This is a genomic window from Pseudomonas fluorescens group sp. PF-1 (genome assembly GCF_054481335.1).
In genome coordinates, this window is sequence record NZ_JBTMNG010000002.1 from 3,234,188 (window position 1) to 3,249,083 (window position 14,896).

The 14,896-nt window shown below is 59.0% G+C and carries 11 protein-coding genes; 6 read left to right on the forward strand and 5 right to left on the reverse strand.

Annotation, left to right across the window (positions count from 1 at the left end):
- Positions 1-2 precede the first annotated feature (2 nt).
- Together mexE and ACX3YD_RS29740 are read right to left on the reverse strand one after the other, a co-directional pair.
- Positions 3-1,256 carry a multidrug efflux RND transporter periplasmic adaptor subunit MexE gene (gene mexE / locus ACX3YD_RS29735; RefSeq protein ID WP_103405663.1) on the reverse strand — a complete coding sequence of 418 codons (1,254 nt, stop codon included), beginning with the start codon at positions 1,254-1,256 and terminating at the stop codon, positions 3-5.
- A gap of 541 nt (positions 1,257-1,797) precedes the next feature.
- Positions 1,798-2,379, reverse strand: coding sequence for a helix-turn-helix domain-containing protein (locus ACX3YD_RS29740; RefSeq protein WP_458961768.1), 582 nt, complete (start codon positions 2,377-2,379; stop codon positions 1,798-1,800).
- A gap of 154 nt (positions 2,380-2,533) precedes the next feature.
- Here ACX3YD_RS29740 and ACX3YD_RS29745 point away from each other — a divergent pair, with 154 nt between their 5' ends.
- On the forward strand, positions 2,534-3,427 hold the full coding sequence (locus ACX3YD_RS29745) for a DMT family transporter (RefSeq protein WP_458962097.1): 894 nt from the start codon (positions 2,534-2,536) through the stop codon (positions 3,425-3,427).
- Positions 3,428-3,800: 373 nt separating this feature from the next.
- Here ACX3YD_RS29745 and ACX3YD_RS29750 read toward each other — a convergent pair whose 3' ends face one another.
- Positions 3,801-4,715, reverse strand: coding sequence for a LysR family transcriptional regulator (locus tag ACX3YD_RS29750; protein WP_047528682.1), 915 nt, complete (start codon positions 4,713-4,715; stop codon positions 3,801-3,803).
- Positions 4,716-4,984: 269 nt separating this feature from the next.
- On the opposite strand from ACX3YD_RS29750, the gene ACX3YD_RS29755 reads away from it, so the two are divergent.
- Complete coding sequence (locus tag ACX3YD_RS29755) at positions 4,985-6,007, forward strand: zinc-dependent alcohol dehydrogenase family protein (protein ID WP_047528683.1); 1,023 nt, start codon at positions 4,985-4,987, stop codon at positions 6,005-6,007.
- A gap of 335 nt (positions 6,008-6,342) precedes the next feature.
- Here the strand turns inward: ACX3YD_RS29755 and ACX3YD_RS29760 are convergent, their stop codons facing one another.
- On the reverse strand, positions 6,343-6,585 hold the full coding sequence (locus tag ACX3YD_RS29760; RefSeq protein WP_146041513.1) for a hypothetical protein: 243 nt from the start codon (positions 6,583-6,585) through the stop codon (positions 6,343-6,345).
- Between ACX3YD_RS29760 and ACX3YD_RS29765 the strand changes: the two genes are divergently transcribed.
- The 3 genes from ACX3YD_RS29765 to pgm all read left to right on the forward strand — a co-directional run bounded on the left by ACX3YD_RS29765 (position 6,571) and on the right by pgm (position 11,251).
- Positions 6,571-8,055 (forward strand): hypothetical protein, encoded by a 1,485-nt coding sequence (locus ACX3YD_RS29765; protein WP_256590349.1) that lies wholly within the window; start codon positions 6,571-6,573, stop codon positions 8,053-8,055. The two genes, ACX3YD_RS29760 and ACX3YD_RS29765, sit on opposite strands and share 15 nt — an antisense overlap.
- Positions 8,056-8,092: 37 nt before the next feature.
- Positions 8,093-9,493, forward strand: a complete 1,401-nt coding sequence (locus tag ACX3YD_RS29770; RefSeq protein ID WP_103405660.1) for an aminotransferase-like domain-containing protein — start codon at positions 8,093-8,095, stop codon at positions 9,491-9,493.
- Between the two features lie 111 nt (positions 9,494-9,604).
- On the forward strand, positions 9,605-11,251 hold the full coding sequence (gene pgm, locus ACX3YD_RS29775; protein ID WP_458961769.1) for a phosphoglucomutase (alpha-D-glucose-1,6-bisphosphate-dependent): 1,647 nt from the start codon (positions 9,605-9,607) through the stop codon (positions 11,249-11,251).
- A 106-nt stretch (positions 11,252-11,357) separates the two neighbouring features.
- On the opposite strand, the gene ACX3YD_RS29780 is transcribed toward pgm, so the two are convergent.
- Positions 11,358-12,053, reverse strand: coding sequence for a pirin family protein (locus ACX3YD_RS29780; protein ID WP_458961770.1), 696 nt, complete (start codon positions 12,051-12,053; stop codon positions 11,358-11,360).
- Positions 12,054-12,331: 278 nt separating this feature from the next.
- On the opposite strand from ACX3YD_RS29780, the gene ACX3YD_RS29785 reads away from it, so the two are divergent.
- A complete protein-coding gene (locus ACX3YD_RS29785) occupies positions 12,332-14,806 on the forward strand; it encodes a UvrD-helicase domain-containing protein (RefSeq protein ID WP_458961771.1) in 2,475 nt (824 codons plus the stop codon).
- Positions 14,807-14,896 lie beyond the last annotated feature (90 nt).

The window sequence follows — 14,896 nt, forward strand, 5'->3', positions numbered from 1 at the left end:
CCTTAACCGCGTGGAGTCGCAGCAGCCAGTTTCACAGTCGTACCCGGCGCAACCTTGGCAGGCGCGACCTGAGGCAGATTGCTGGCTTCCAGCGCTTGGCGTTGTTGTGCCAGGGCCGCGAGGGTTTGCTCGCTGGCCATCGGGATCACTTCAGGGGTGACTGGCGAGCCGGGACGAACCCGTTGCAGGCCCTTGACGATGATGGTGTCGTCCTTGTTCAAACCGTTGCGCACGATGCGCAAGCCTTCGATTTTCGGGCCCAGCTCGACCGCGCGGTAGGCGGTTTTATTGTCGGCATCCATCACCAGCACGAATTTCTTGCCCAGGTCGGTGCCGACGGCTTCATCGTTGATCAGCATGGCGTTGTAGGTACCGCTGCCGACCAGTTTCAGGCGCGCATAGAGGCCCGGGGTGTAGCTGCCGTCGCTGTTGTCGAAGACGGCGCGACCACGGATGGTGCCGGTTTTCGGGTTGACCTGGTTGTCGACGAAGTTCATCTGGCCCAGGTGCGGGTTGCCGTCTTCGTTGGACAGGCCCATGTAAACCGGGGTGGTGGCGCCACGTTTGCCCTGGCGGGCGAGCTGGGTGTACTTGAGGAACACACGCTCGTCAGCGTCGAAGTAGGCGTAGACCTTGTCGGTGGAAACCACGCTGGTCAGCGCGGTGGTATCGGCGGTCACCAGGTTGCCGGCGGTGATTTCCGCGCGGCTGACGCGACCGCTGATGGGCGCGGTGACGCGGGTGAAACTCAGGTTCAGTTTGGCCAGGTCCAGTTGCGCCTGAAGCGCGCCGACGGCGGCGCGGGATTCTTGAGCGGCGCTGGTACGCGAATCGGCCAGTTCAGCGGAGATGGCATTGCTGGTGCGCAGGCGTTCACCGCGCTGGGCTTCATTTTCGCTGCGGGTAGCGTTGGCGCGAGCCTGGGCGACCAGCGCTTCGAGGCGGCGGACCTCGGCCTGGAACGGACGGGGATCGATCTGGAACAGCAGGTCGCCTTTCTTGACCAGGGCGCCCTCGGTAAAGGCCACGTCATCGATCTGGCCGGAGACCCGTGGACGAATTTCTACGGTTTCCGGGGCTTCAAGGCGCCCGGTGAATTCGTCCCACTCGTTGACCGGTTGCTCCAGCACCTTGGCCACGCTGACCTTGGCCGCCGGCATCGTGGCTGCGGTTTGTGGAGCTTTGCCGCAGGCGCTCATCACCACGACGGCCAACACGGCCAACGGGAAGCGCAAATATTTGAGTGATTGTTCCATGGATGCATCCGCCAATGTATTGAGATTGGCGAATGATGCGCGGCAGGGTTGGTGCGGACGAATCGAACGGGGCGAAGATAACTATCATTCGGAATGATGGGAGAGGCCCGGCGAGCTCTCTAGCCTGCGCCTTATATCAAGTCAGGATCAACCCGGTTGATGGCATTTGTGTGTTGCCGCCGACGCAATGGTCTGGTTGGCAGCCTGGTCGCGACCATCGCTGGCTAGCAGCGATGGCGCCGGATGCCTTCACAAAGCACTCAAGCCAGACTGTCCGGATCCGCGAAGAACATTTTGACCAGGCTCTAGAACAATATTTTCAGGCAGAAAAATGTCAAATATGCCACCAATGTTGCCCCCCCACTTTTAGCCCCAAGTCACTCTTGATACACGAACGAAAACGGCGAGAGCTGGCCGAACTCCATTAGGGTCCTAATGGTTACTGTTAACTCCACATTGGAGTCAGGGGCATCGCCAGTCGCTGTCAGCGCGTCCAGGAATGCAGGGCGATTCAACATTTGGCGTGTCCATGGCGCCAACCTTAGGAATGCTCTATCACCATCACCGCAGTAGTGTCCGCCTCGAGTGCTTCGAACACGTGAGGCACATTCGCCAGGTAGCTGATGTAGTCGCCAGCGTTCAGCAACACAGGTCCGCTCGCCGGGCCAATACGGGCGCTGCCACTGCACAACACCACGTGCTCTACGGTTCCTGGTGGGTGAGGCTGAGACAGCCGAACTTCACCGGGCTGCACCTTAAGCCGGTAGATGTCGCGCTGTACTCCCGCCGGGCAATCGGCAAGCAGTGTCGCTGCGTAATTGGCAGTCTCGGCATAGGTGGTCATGCCCTCGTTGGCGCGAATCACCCGTAACGGCTGTTGGGGTTGCTCGAAGAACCGGGTGACTTGCAACCCCATTGCCATCGCCAGCGACCACAAGGTTTCGATACTGGGGTTACCGATTCCCGACTCTAATTGAGACAAGGTCGACTTTGCCACCCCGGCGCGCTTCGCCAGCTCGGTCAAGGAAAGCCCGGCGGCCAAGCGTTCGCGTTTGATTGAAAGCGCCAGCAGATCGATTCGGCTCGGATGACTTTTTGGCAGGGCGTTCGTTATATCGGTCATTTGTTTTGTATATCATCCTTAAGTGGTTGACGCTCTTGGGTGTCCTGTTCATTATAGTGGTAATTAGTTCATTATAAAGTTCGTTTTGCCGAACCAACCCCTGCGAACGGCGGCTTAGGTTACGGCAATGTCGACGGCAAGGAAGCAGTGAGTGATGAAGTCGCAAACCCGTGGGACGCTCGAAATGATTTCGGCCATGGTCATCTCCGGCACGGTGGGCTGGTTTGTCATCGTGTCGGGGCAGAGCCCGGAGGCCGTGGTGTTCTGGCGTTGCTTGTTCGGCGCCATGGCGATGCTGGTCACATGCCTGGTGCTTGGGGTGCTGCGCCGCTCCCTGATCACCGCCCGGCAGTTCATTCTGGTGTGCCTGGGCGGGGTGGCGCTGATCCTTAACTGGGTGCTGCTATTCAGTGCCTACAAACATTCCTCTATCGCCATTGCCACGGTGGTCTACCACGTTCAGCCGTTCATGCTGGTCGGTCTGGGTGTGCTGTTTTTCGCTGAACGCCTCAGCGCCGCCAAGGTTGGCTGGCTGATGTTGGCCTTCGCCGGGCTGATGCTGATCGTGTCCGCCAAGGGCAGTGGCCAGGCCACCGGCGCCGACTACGTGCTCGGCGTCTGCCTGGCCCTGGCTTCGGCCTTTTTCTACGCCGTGGCGGCGGCGATCACCAAGCGCCTCAAGGACTTGCCCGCGCACCTGATCGTGCTGATCCAGATGGTGGTAGGCGTGCTGGTCCTGGCCCCGTTCGTGGATTTCAGCAGGGTCGATACAGCCGAGGGCGCCTGGACATATCTGATCATTATCGGCGTGGTCCATACCGGGCTCATGTCGACCCTGCTGTACAGCGCCATCCAGAAAATCCCCACGGCGTTGGTCGGCGCACTGTCGTTCATCTATCCGATCGTCGCCATTCTGGTCGACTGGGTTGCCTTCGCCCATCCGCTCAGCGCCCTGCAAGTGCTTGGCGCGAGCGCGATCCTGCTGGCGGCGGCGGGCATGAATTTTGGTTGGTCGCTGGGCCGCGCCCCGCGTCAGGAAGTGACCTAGGGTCGGACGTGACACCGCACGCCATCTGATATCTGCATCGGCTGTTTTTTGGGTTTTGGAGGTTCAGGGCTGGAAGATGCAGATTCCGCCGCTCAAGCTCTTCTATAACCCTGTAAAAAATGGATCGGTGGAGAGCCACTGATGCGACCTTGACTCATCCACTGATGTCTCAAGCCTCCAACGGATGCACATATTCTCCAGTCCGCACGTTGGGATAGTTAGGGGTCTTATATCTCCCTCAGTGCCCCCATCCTCATCAATAGCCTGCTGGCCTCAGATGTGCCCCCAATGTAGCAATCCACTGGAAGTGAATAGAGCTCCATGGTTTGTGGAAAGGCAAAAATGATCAGCTGAACAACCTGTTAGACGACCCCTAGAGACTATCCGGATCCCCGAAAAACATCTGAATCCGCGACCGCAACCAGCGTTCGCCCGGATCGTTGTCCTGCGACCCACGCCACGCCATGTGCAATTCGAAGCTGCGCACCGGCAGCGGTGGATCTTCGGCCCGCACACCGCCTGCGGCGGTCAGCGCGTCGGCTGTATAGTCCGGCACGGTCGCCACAATGTCGGTGCCGGAGAGGAGGGTGCTCAAGCCGTTGAACTGCGGGACGGCCAGTACCACGTGACGTTTGCGCCCGAGCTTTTCCAGCTCTTCATCAATGAAGCCGCTGAGATCGCCCGCGAATGACACCAGCGCATGGGGCCGCGCGCAGTAATCATCCAGGCTCAACGGCCCCGGCACAGTGTCGGCCCGCAGCAGCTTGGGCTGGCTGCGGCGCAGTACTTTGCGTTTGGCGTTCGCCGGCAAATCAGTGGTGTAGCTGACACCGATGGAAATTTCGCCGGATGCCAACAGTCCCGGCATCAGGATGTAGTTGACCCGTCGCACCACCAGGACGATCCCCGGGGATTCGGCGCGCAGTCGCTTGAGCAACATGGGCAGCAAGGCAAATTCAACGTCGTCCGACAGCCCGATGCGAAACACAGCGGTACTGGTGGCCGGATCGAACTCGGCCGCACGGCTGACTGCGGTGGAAATTGAATCCAGCGCTGGCGAGAGCAGGGCGAAGATCTCTACGGCCCGGGCGGACGGCTCCATGCTGCGGCCGGTGCGCACAAACAGCGGATCATCAAACAGCCCGCGCAGGCGCGAAAGCGCCGCACTGATGGCAGGTTGGCCGAGGAACAGTTTCTCGGCAGCGCGAGTCACACTGCGCTCGTGCATCAATGTTTCGAATACGATTAACAGGTTCAGGTCGACACGACGCAGGTCATTACGATTCATCTGGAGTCCTGGCAGAGTCAGCAAACTTGACGTGTGCAGCCATATGAGAACAATGGCCAGCGAGAATATTACGGGGAAAGGCTGGTACTCTGCACCGAGTAATTCAGTTTTCCTACAAGGACGGCTTCGGTTTCCTACGACATTTGAGAATGTTGGCGCTGCGGCGGAATCAATGACAGGCATGTCGACTATTAATAGCCACTGATAGTCTTGGGCTAAAAGCCCAGCTAGAGTTCAGGGCATTAGAGGTTTAATTGGCGAGGTTTGCGATGTCCCGCACGATCCGTTTTCACAAGTTTGGTCCAGCCGAGGTGCTCAAATGCGAAGAGCATGCGGCGTCTCTGCCTGCACCGGGTGAAGTGCAGGTGCGCGTCGAAGCCATTGGGATCAGTTGGTACGACACACTGTGGCGCCAGAACCTGGCGCCGTCCCACGCCCGTCTGCCGTCCGGCCTTGGCCAGGAAATGGCGGGTATCGTCACCGCTGTCGGTGAAGGTGTCGATGACCTGGCAGTCGGTGACAAGGTCGCCAGTTTTCCGGCCGAAAGCCCCAACGACTACCCGGTCTACGGCGAGCTGATCGTGCTGCCGCGCACATCACTGACCCGCTATCCCGACGTACTCAGCCCGATTGAAGCGAGTGTGCACTACACACCGCTGCTGATCGCCTATTTCGCTTATGTCGATCTGGCGCGGGTCAAACCCGGGCAATTTGCGCTGGTTACCGACGCCAGTCACTGTGCCGGCCCATCGTTTGTACAACTGGGCAAAGCCTTGGGCGTCCGGGTGATCGCGGCGACCAAAACTGCGGATGAACGTGAATACCTGCTGTCGCTGGGTGCCGAGAAAGTGATCGTCACCGAGGAAGAAGATCTGCTGATGCGGATCAACAAGATCACCGACAACCGTGGTGTGGATGTGGTTTTCGATGGCTTGGGTGGGCCGCAGATGTCGCTGCTTGGCGATGTACTGGCGCCTCGGGGCAGCCTGGTCCTGTATGGCCTGCAAGGGGGCAACCAGACGCCATTCCCGGCCTGCGCAGCGTTCCAGAAGAACATTCAGTTCTTTGTGCACTGCATCGGCAACTTCACCGGCAAGCCGGAACTGGGCATCATCCAGGATCAGGTGGCATTGCACCGTGCCTTGCGCGACATTAACCAGCTGACCGCTGACCGCGTGGTATTGCCACTCAAGACTCGGGTCTTCCCGTTTTCCGAGTTTGTCGAAGCACACCGCTATATGGACGAATGCCCATGCCGTGAGCGGGTTGCGCTACAGGTCGAACCGGCCTGATCCCCCCAAAAAGTCCGTGCTTGCACGGACTTTTTACTGTCGGCACCTTGTGCCATGAGACACCCCATCGGCCTGCCGACGGGCCGGTTCAGCAACTGAACTGGTTTTTGCTCTCGATCTGTAGCTTCTAATCAGCATCTAAGCCCTGATAATTGAATGATTACTTTCATCTCAAGGAATGAGTCATGGTCAGGTATCAGATCGATACTTTTCGCTATGCAGCACTAATACATATCCAAAAAAGAGTGGGCTGTTACGCCGTTACCGAACATTCGCGGGCAACTTCTTTCTTTATTTTTTGTATTACGCGTCTGTGGGGCTCTGTCGGAAACTTCCTAGGACGTCGAGCGCAAACGGAAGAAACCTTGCCAGCAGGGCGTTTCCTCAGCGCAGACGGCATTCAATACGTTGGTAACGTCCAAACCGTTCAAATCTTGGCCAGAAAACTTAAGTGCTAACATTTGGCAATCATGTTCCGTAACTAAATCATCTCCAGACAATTCTTTGCGCTGTGCATGCAGTTGTTGCGCGATATCGAACTTATGAGCATCAGGTAAATAAAAATGACCAGCATCCATGATCAAGCGATGAACTATGTCTATCAACAAGTGTTGCAGCGCCTGCTGGGTTTTTTTTCCCGTGCCGAACGAACTGCGTTGCAGTTGTTGATCCAGCGTCTGGCAGTGGCGGCTGGCGGTATGGATCAAATAGCGGACTTCAAGGTGCTGGCGATCCAGTCCGGTTCCCGTGACAGTTGCTACACCCTGGCGATGCTGCGCGCCGCGCAATTGACGATCGCCACCCGGTCCCCGGCGACATTCCAGCTGCGAGTGGCCACCTTGCGCTTGAACAGCACCAGCACGACGGCGCTGGAAAACATTCATCGGACGTGCAGCGCGTTGTTCCTCTTTGACGATCCACGGGTCGAAGTGCTGATGGTCGATAACAGGGAAGTCCTGCCGTTCGATCACGTGGCACCGACGTCCAGGGCCGGGCGCGAGTCCCATCGAATGAACCAGTTGATGATTGGCCATCGTCGTGTATGGGATCAGCCGCTTGATCTATGGGACGACGGCTATCTGGCCACCGGCGAGTTCTATGGGCAAATTGCCCGCTGGAACCATGGCGTCGATGCTTTGGTCAGCGGCGACGCGCTTCGCCAACAGAAGCAATTTATCGAAGGGTTGAGACGTGCCATCGCGAAAGCCGGACTTGAGCCATTGAGCCATGTCCAGCCGGGTTACGACGGCCTGTTCGCTTTGCTGGACGAATTGGGAGGCGACTGCTTTCGCGCGTTATATGGCGAGCACGGCCAGGCACCCTGGCGTCCGGCCGATCAGTTTGAAACCTGTCGGCGTACCGCGTTCATCAATATTCACGACATTCTGGTCAACAATCTGGAAGACCGTTGGCCATTGTTGACCGAGTTTCTCGGTCTCCAGGCGGACGAGTTGTCGACTCAGCTCAGCGAGAATGAATACGTGAGTCTTGACGTTCTGGCGCACGTTCGAGGGCTGCAAGCCTGCTTCGTGCAGGGGCAAACCTATGAGGAGGGCGTCGCCCGATACCTGCAGCGCACCTTGGTGATGATGCGCCGCAAACAACTGCCGGAGCGCCTGTGCGAGCAGGCGGTGGAAACCTTCGGCAACCCGGCGACGCTGGCTGAGCTACGCGCACGTACGGCGGCCGAGATCCAGCGCAATCTTGGCTTGAGCGAGGCACAACTGCTGTGTCTGCTGTTTGCGCCTTTCGTCGACAGTGGCGCAAACCTTGAGCGCTTCCTGCGTCAGTGCCACCCCGGCATGCTCGTGGCCATGCCCGACCTGCACCGGGCGATGCAGGGGCAACCGGTCGCCGAGCAGGTCATGCAATGGATGGTTGATGTCAGCGGCTTGCCGGTCAGCCTGATCGGTAAGCTGTACCACATGAAATCGGTATCCGCCCATGAGGGCTGGGCGGGCGAGTCGGCAGGTGCCGACACGCCGCCGATCATTGAGGGCAGCGAAAGCGCCGCCCCCGTGACGAGTGAATGGTCGGCGGGTCGGTGAAAGTGAGATTCAGACGCCTCGTTATCGGCCATCTCCCATGAAAGGGCCGCGGGAAACGGATTTTGCGTATCAGGCGGTGTACCGCTATCTGACCAGCCTGATCAGCGAGCATGCCACTGATGCGCGCGTTCGCCTGCCATCGTTGCGCCAACTGGCCCAGCGCCTGAACGTATCGATCTCGACCATTCAGTACGCCTACTCGCTGCTGGAGAAGGAAGGGCGCGTCTACTCGTTGGCCAAATCCGGTTATTACGCAATGCCGGTGCCGTCCATCAGCACGCTCTACAGTGGCGACGACCTGCTGGAAATGGTCTACAGCAATGCGCGACGCCCTGGCACGCTGAACCTGAGTGCTGACGAGCCCGCATCGCTACAGTCACTCGACAGCCCGTTGTTGCTGTTGGAAAGAGAGCTGCTGCGCCAATATCCACGCCAGCCGCAACCGTCGTCACAACCCTGTGGCGAACTGGAATTACGCACCGCCCTGGCCGCGCGCTACACCTCGTCGCCGGTACGGTGCTGGCACGCCGATGATGTTTACATCGGCGCCGACCTTCGGGGCGTGCTGGAAATCCTGATCACCGTGTTGTGCCTCAGGGACGCTACGGTAGTGGTCGAGTCGCCGTGCGACTGGGCGCTGTTGCGCTTGCTTCAGGAGGCGTGCGTGCGGGTGATCGAATGGCCGGTGCTGGCTGACGGCGAGCTGGATATCCTGCGTCTGAAGGACCTGCTCGAAAGCGAATCGGTGCGGTTGGTCATGGTGTCCTCCGGCCTGAACATGCCCCGAGGCAGCCGGGCCCCGGATCACAACCGCCAAGCCATCGCACAACTGCTGGAGCGGTATGACTGCCAGGTCCTGGAAAACGATTGTTACGGTGAGCTGGGTTTCGAGCCGGAGGGTCTGCGTTTTCGCGACCTGTTGCCTGTCGAACGATTGATCGTGTTTTCCACCTTCGAAAAAATCATCGGCCCCGAAGCGCCCTACGGTTATCTGCTTTCGCGCCATCTGAGAGACGAGTTGCAACGGCATTTTCTGTTGCGCGCCTTCCGTCTTTCGCCCATCCGCCAGAAAGCCATTGCCCGTTTGTACGGCAATGGACGCGTGGATCAGCATCTACAGGTACTGCGACGGCGGCTCAAGGACAGCAAGACGCAGATGACCCAGCTGCTGCAGGAGCGGATGGGTGATGCGTTGCAGTTCGTCGAGCCGCACGGTGGTGCAACCATCTGGGTGAACTCGTCGCGCCGGGTCAATGTGCGTCGGGTTTTTCAACGCCTGCTCAAGCACCAGGTGGTGATTGCACCAGGAGAGCTGTTCAGCCTCCAGGGGCTGCACGCACAACATTTGCGTTTGAGCCACACCTTTGGAGGCGAACAGGACCTGGCGGAAGCGCTGGGCTTGCTGGGGGACGCTTTGCGCCTGGAAGCAATCGAGTAAGCAGGGCGGCAAAACATCAGCCACACTGATGGATCGATCCCATCGCACTATGGTCAAACTGCCAGTAAACTGCGCTCCTATCCCTGAACCACTCTATTCCAGAGGTTTTGCATGACACTCAGTCCTTTTGCGGGTAAACCGGCACCGGCAGAATTGTTGGTCGACATCCCGCGACTGGTAACGGCTTATTACACGGGCCAGCCTGACGCCTCGATCTCCACCCAGCGCGTCGCCTTCGGCACGTCCGGGCACCGGGGCAGCTCGTTCGACCTGAGTTTCAACGAATGGCACGTCCTGGCGATCAGCCAGGCGATCTGCCTGTATCGCGAAGCCCAGGGCATCGATGGCCCGCTGTTTGTCGGCATCGACACCCACGCGCTCTCCACCCCGGCCGGTGCCAGCGCCCTTGAAGTGCTCGCCGCCAATGGGGTGACGGTGATGATCGCCGAAGGCGACGAATACACGCCGACCCCGGCGATTTCCCACGCGATTCTCTGCTACAACCGCGGACGCACTTCGGGGCTTGCCGACGGTATCGTCATCACGCCGTCCCACAACCCACCGCAAAGCGGTGGCTACAAATACAACCCGACCAATGGCGGCCCGGCCGATACCCACATCACCAAGTGGATCGAAGCCAAGGCCAACGAGCTGCTGGCCAACAAGCTGGCCGGCGTCAAGCGCATCAGTTACGAACAGGCACTGAAGGCCAGCACCACCCATCGTCATGACTACCTCAATACCTATGTCGCCGATCTGATCAACGTGATCGACTTCGATGCCATTCGCGACGCCAAGCTGCGTCTGGGTGTCGATCCGCTGGGTGGAGCAGGGGTGCGCTACTGGTCGGCGATTGCCGAACACTACCGTCTGGACCTGGAGGTGGTGAACAAACAGGTCGATTCGACCTTCCGCTTCATGACCGTCGACTGGGACGGCCAGATTCGCATGGACCCATCGTCCAGCTACGCGATGCAGGGCCTGATCGGCCTGAAAGAACGTTTCGATGTGGCCTTCGCGTGCGATCCGGATCACGACCGCCATGGCATTGTCACGCCGTCCGGCGGCCTGCTGGCGCCGAACAATTACCTCGCGGTCTCGATCGACTACCTGTTCCAGAACCGCCCGCTATGGCGTGCCGATGCCGCCGTGGGTAAAACCGTGGTCAGCAGTGGCTTGATCGATCGCGTGGCCAAGCGCCTGGGCCGTCGCCTGTACGAAGTGCCGGTTGGTTTCAAATGGTTTGCCGATGGTCTGTTCGACGGTTCTCTGGGCTTTGGCGGCGAAGAAAGCGCCGGTGCCTCGTTCCTGCGCAAGGACGGTGGCGTCTGGTGCACCGACAAGGATGGCCTGATCCCGGCCCTGTTGGCGGCAGAAATGACCGCTCGCACTGGTCGCGATCCAAGCCAGGCCTACCGTGCCTTGACCGATGAGCTGGGCGAGCCGTTCTCGGTACGGGTCGATGCCAAGGCCAACCCGGAGCAGAAAGCCCTGCTGAGCAAGCTGTCGCCGGCGCAAGTCACCTCGACCGAACTGGCGGGCGAAGCGATCCAGAGCATCCTCAGCCACGCTCCGGGGAACGACCAGGCCATCGGCGGCCTGAAAGTCATGACCGAGAACGGCTGGTTCGCGGCGCGCCCGTCGGGCACGGAAGACATCTACAAGATCTACGCGGAAAGCTTTGTCAGCGACGAACACCTCAAGCAATTGGTGGCCGAAGCTCAAACGTTGGTGGATGGCGCCATCTCCGCGAAGTGATTGAGGGGCCTGTGGTGAGGGGGGGCAAGCCCCCTCGCCACGCCGAAATAGACAAAAAAGGGGCAACCATAACGGTCGCCCCTTTTTTTGCCCGGCGTTTACTGGATCAAGCCAGATCCACCAACACGATTTCGCTGTCCTCGATGGCCGTTACCCGCAATACGGATTCTTGCATTACCGCAACACCGTCTCGAGCTTGTGCACGCAAGCCATTGATTTCAATGATTCCCGTTGCTGGCACCAGGTAGGCGCGTCGACCGTTCTCCAGGTGATATTCAGCAGTTTCGCCGGCCTTGAGGTTGGCCGCCACCAGCCGTGCATCGGCACGGATGCGCAAGCTTTGATCGTCGCCAGCCTTGCCGCTGGCCAGGGTCACGAAACCTTCACGCTGGCCTTTAGGGAACGGCTTGGCGCCCCAGGACGGCGCCAGGCCGGATTCGTTGGGAATGATCCAGATCTGGAAGATCTTGGTCGGCGTCGCCTCCAGGTTGTACTCGCTGTGGGCAATCCCGGTGCCGGCGCTCATGACCTGTACGTCACCGGCTTCAGTGCGGCCCTTGTTGCCAAGGTTGTCCTGGTGGGTAATGGCCCCTTCACGGACATAGGTGATGATTTCCATGTCGCGATGCGGGTGTTGTGGGAAACCGGTGCCTGGGGCGATTACGTCGTCGTTCCAGACCCGCAGGTTGCCCCAGTTCATGCGTTTGGGGTCATGGTACTCGGCGAACGAAAAATGGTGATGGGCATCCAACCAGCCGTGGTGAGCGCCACCGAGCGAGTTGAAAGGTCTGAGTTCAAGCATGATCGTCTCCTGAAAGGTTCGTCATGGGGCGGCAGGCCTGGGCCATGAAGCGAGACCGGTGGTTGATGACGGGCATCATCCATCAGGTAAGCATCGATAAAAAGCGTAAAAAATGCCGTATAACAATCGAAATGGCTGATAAGTTAGACCCTCAAAACATTCTCATCTCACCTTCAGTTCATCGCATAAGCTAATGAGTCATAAGCAATTCACTAGAACTCGACGGCAAATGCAGACACCATAGCCCTCAACAGCCTCACACCCTGGAGTCCGTCCGCGTGCCGCAACACACCCCCGATCTTCCGCCTGAACTACGTCCTCTGGCCGAGATGCCGCTGCTCAAGCGCCTGGCCGCCCGATTCTTTGGTCACGGCTTGACGCGGTTGCGTGCGCAACACCGAGCATCCTGGCTGCACGGTCAGGCTGACGGCTTCCGCAGCGGGCACATGGCGGGAGTGGATTACGGCTATAAGGAAGGCAAGCTCGAAGGCTTGGAAGAGGGGCGACAGGTCCTGCTGATTCGCGACTCGCGCTCGACCGAACATCGTCCCCCCACTATCGACGATCACTTGTTCGACGATTGGCGTTTGCCGCTGAACGCCGAGGTGAAGAAGCGCATGAAGGCCGATGTCGCGCGACTGCTTGCGCCTCATGCCCAGCCCAGCGCGGCCCAGTGGAAAATGATCTTCAGCGACACACCGACCACTTCGGTGATCGCCGGCGCGGGCGCGGGCAAGTCGACGACCCTGGTGCTGCGGATCGTGCTGCTGAGCCATTATCTGGGCTTCGAGCTGAGCTCGATGACCGTGGTGACCTTCACCCGAGAGTCACGCAAGGACTTCATCAACAAGTTGATCGAACTGTTTGCTCTCTGGGGGCGTTCGCTCACCTTCAAGGACGCTCGCGATCTGGTACGGACCTTCCACTCGCGGATCCTGCCGATGGTCCGCAGTTTGCCAGGTTTCGAACGCCTGCAAGCCTTTGAAAACCTCAGTCATCGTGCACAAAACGGCGAGGAGGACGCTGACAGCAATCCATTTGACCTGCGCATCAATGACGCCCAGCGTCAGCAACTGAACGCCTGTTTTCACGCCTTGCATACGCGTGATGAGCGTTTTCGCGAATTGATCAAGCCGCTGTCGCGCCACGCCCTGCAGCTCAAGGAGCTGGAGCGTGATCACCCTGATGTACAAAAACGCATGGCGGTGACCGAGCTGGCTGCCAAGCGTGACGAGGAACTGTGCGACACGGTGGAAGACTTGTGGTTCAGGGCGCGCGCCTGGCCGATCAAAGGCATTGAGCCGAATCGCCAGACCTTCGATATCAACGGCTCGACTTTCCATTGCCATGGCTACATTCCGTCCCTGGACGCCTGGGTGATGCTGGGCTTCGATCCTGGGGAAAACCCCCAGGTCAGCCGCCCGAACGCCAAATTGACGGTTCGTGCGGAATGGGCAGTAAAGCGCACACTGTTTCAAGCTTTCTGTCGTAAGCCATTGATTTGGCTTGATAGTTACAAATCATCCAGGCGTGTGTTGGCTGCGTTGGCCGGCGACGCCAGTGCCGGGCCGGGTTTTGATTACAAGGTCAAGGGTGAGCTTGCTTCCGCGCCGTTGCTGGACTGCTTTGTCGCCGCCGCCGGGTTTATCGAGAACCTCGGCCTGGATGTGCCGAACGCAGTCAGCCAGATGAGCTTTGCCAAGGACGACCCGGATCGGTTTTTCTTCGAGGCATTGAGTCTGTACTGGCGTGCGCTGGAAGACCATTTGCTCGACCAGAAGCCGCCGATCATGACCTACAACCGAATGTTTGCCTTGTTCAGCGAACATTCCCCGGAAAACCTGAAACTGCTCAGTGACGAACTGCTGCGACCCTTGTCACATTTAATGATCGACGAATTTCAGGACGTATCGCCGCAAATCGTCTCCTGGATTCGCGCCAGCCTGGCCGAGATCCGCCGTCGTGGGCCGGCCATGCATGTGGGGCGCGGAGCGCAGCGCTCGTCCTTGCTCTGCGTGGGGGATGACTGGCAGTCGATCTACGGTTGGCGCGGCAGTACACCTGGCTATTTCATGGAGTTCAACAAGGAATTCTCGTCGCCAGGCACCACCAGGGTCATGCTCAGCGACAACTATCGCAGCCACCAACACATCATCGATGCCGCAGAACACATCGTTCGTGCCGCGCCAGCAATTCCGGGCAAGAAGGCCAAGGCCAGCGGCGAGCCCAAGGACTTGTGGCCCGTCAAGGTGCTGGACCGTGATGATCAGGCCATGGCGGCGTGCCTGATGGAGCATTACCGCAAGGGTGATTCAATCTTGATGCTTTATCGAAAAAGTAGCGATAAGTCATTGATAGAGCAGCATATTCAGTCAGTAGTTAACGTTGATTCTAGCTTGCCGTATGAAGCACGGCGCCTCAAGCAACTGACCTACCACAGCGCCAAGGGCTTGCAGGCTGATGCCGTATTCCTGCTCGGCGATTGTCAGCACTTGACCAGTTCACCGTACAAGAATCAGGTCTACCGCATGGCGGGCCTGGGCAAGGCCAGCGACAGCGAGCCCTATGACAACGCGCAGAAGGACGAAATCCTGCGGCTGGCCTACGTCGGCATCACCCGGGCCGTCAGTCATTGCTACTGGTATGTCGATGCCCAGGATACCCAAGCGGTAAATATGCCCAAGGCATCCGATCGCATCGGCAAGGGCAAGGCGTTTTTTGCCGATCATCGTTTGCCCAAGGCATTGGCGTAGATTCCCGGACATCTCCAACTTCGCAATTGCCAAGGTACTGCCGAAGGCGAAAAATTTTAATTCACCAAAAACCACGGTAAACGTGGTTTT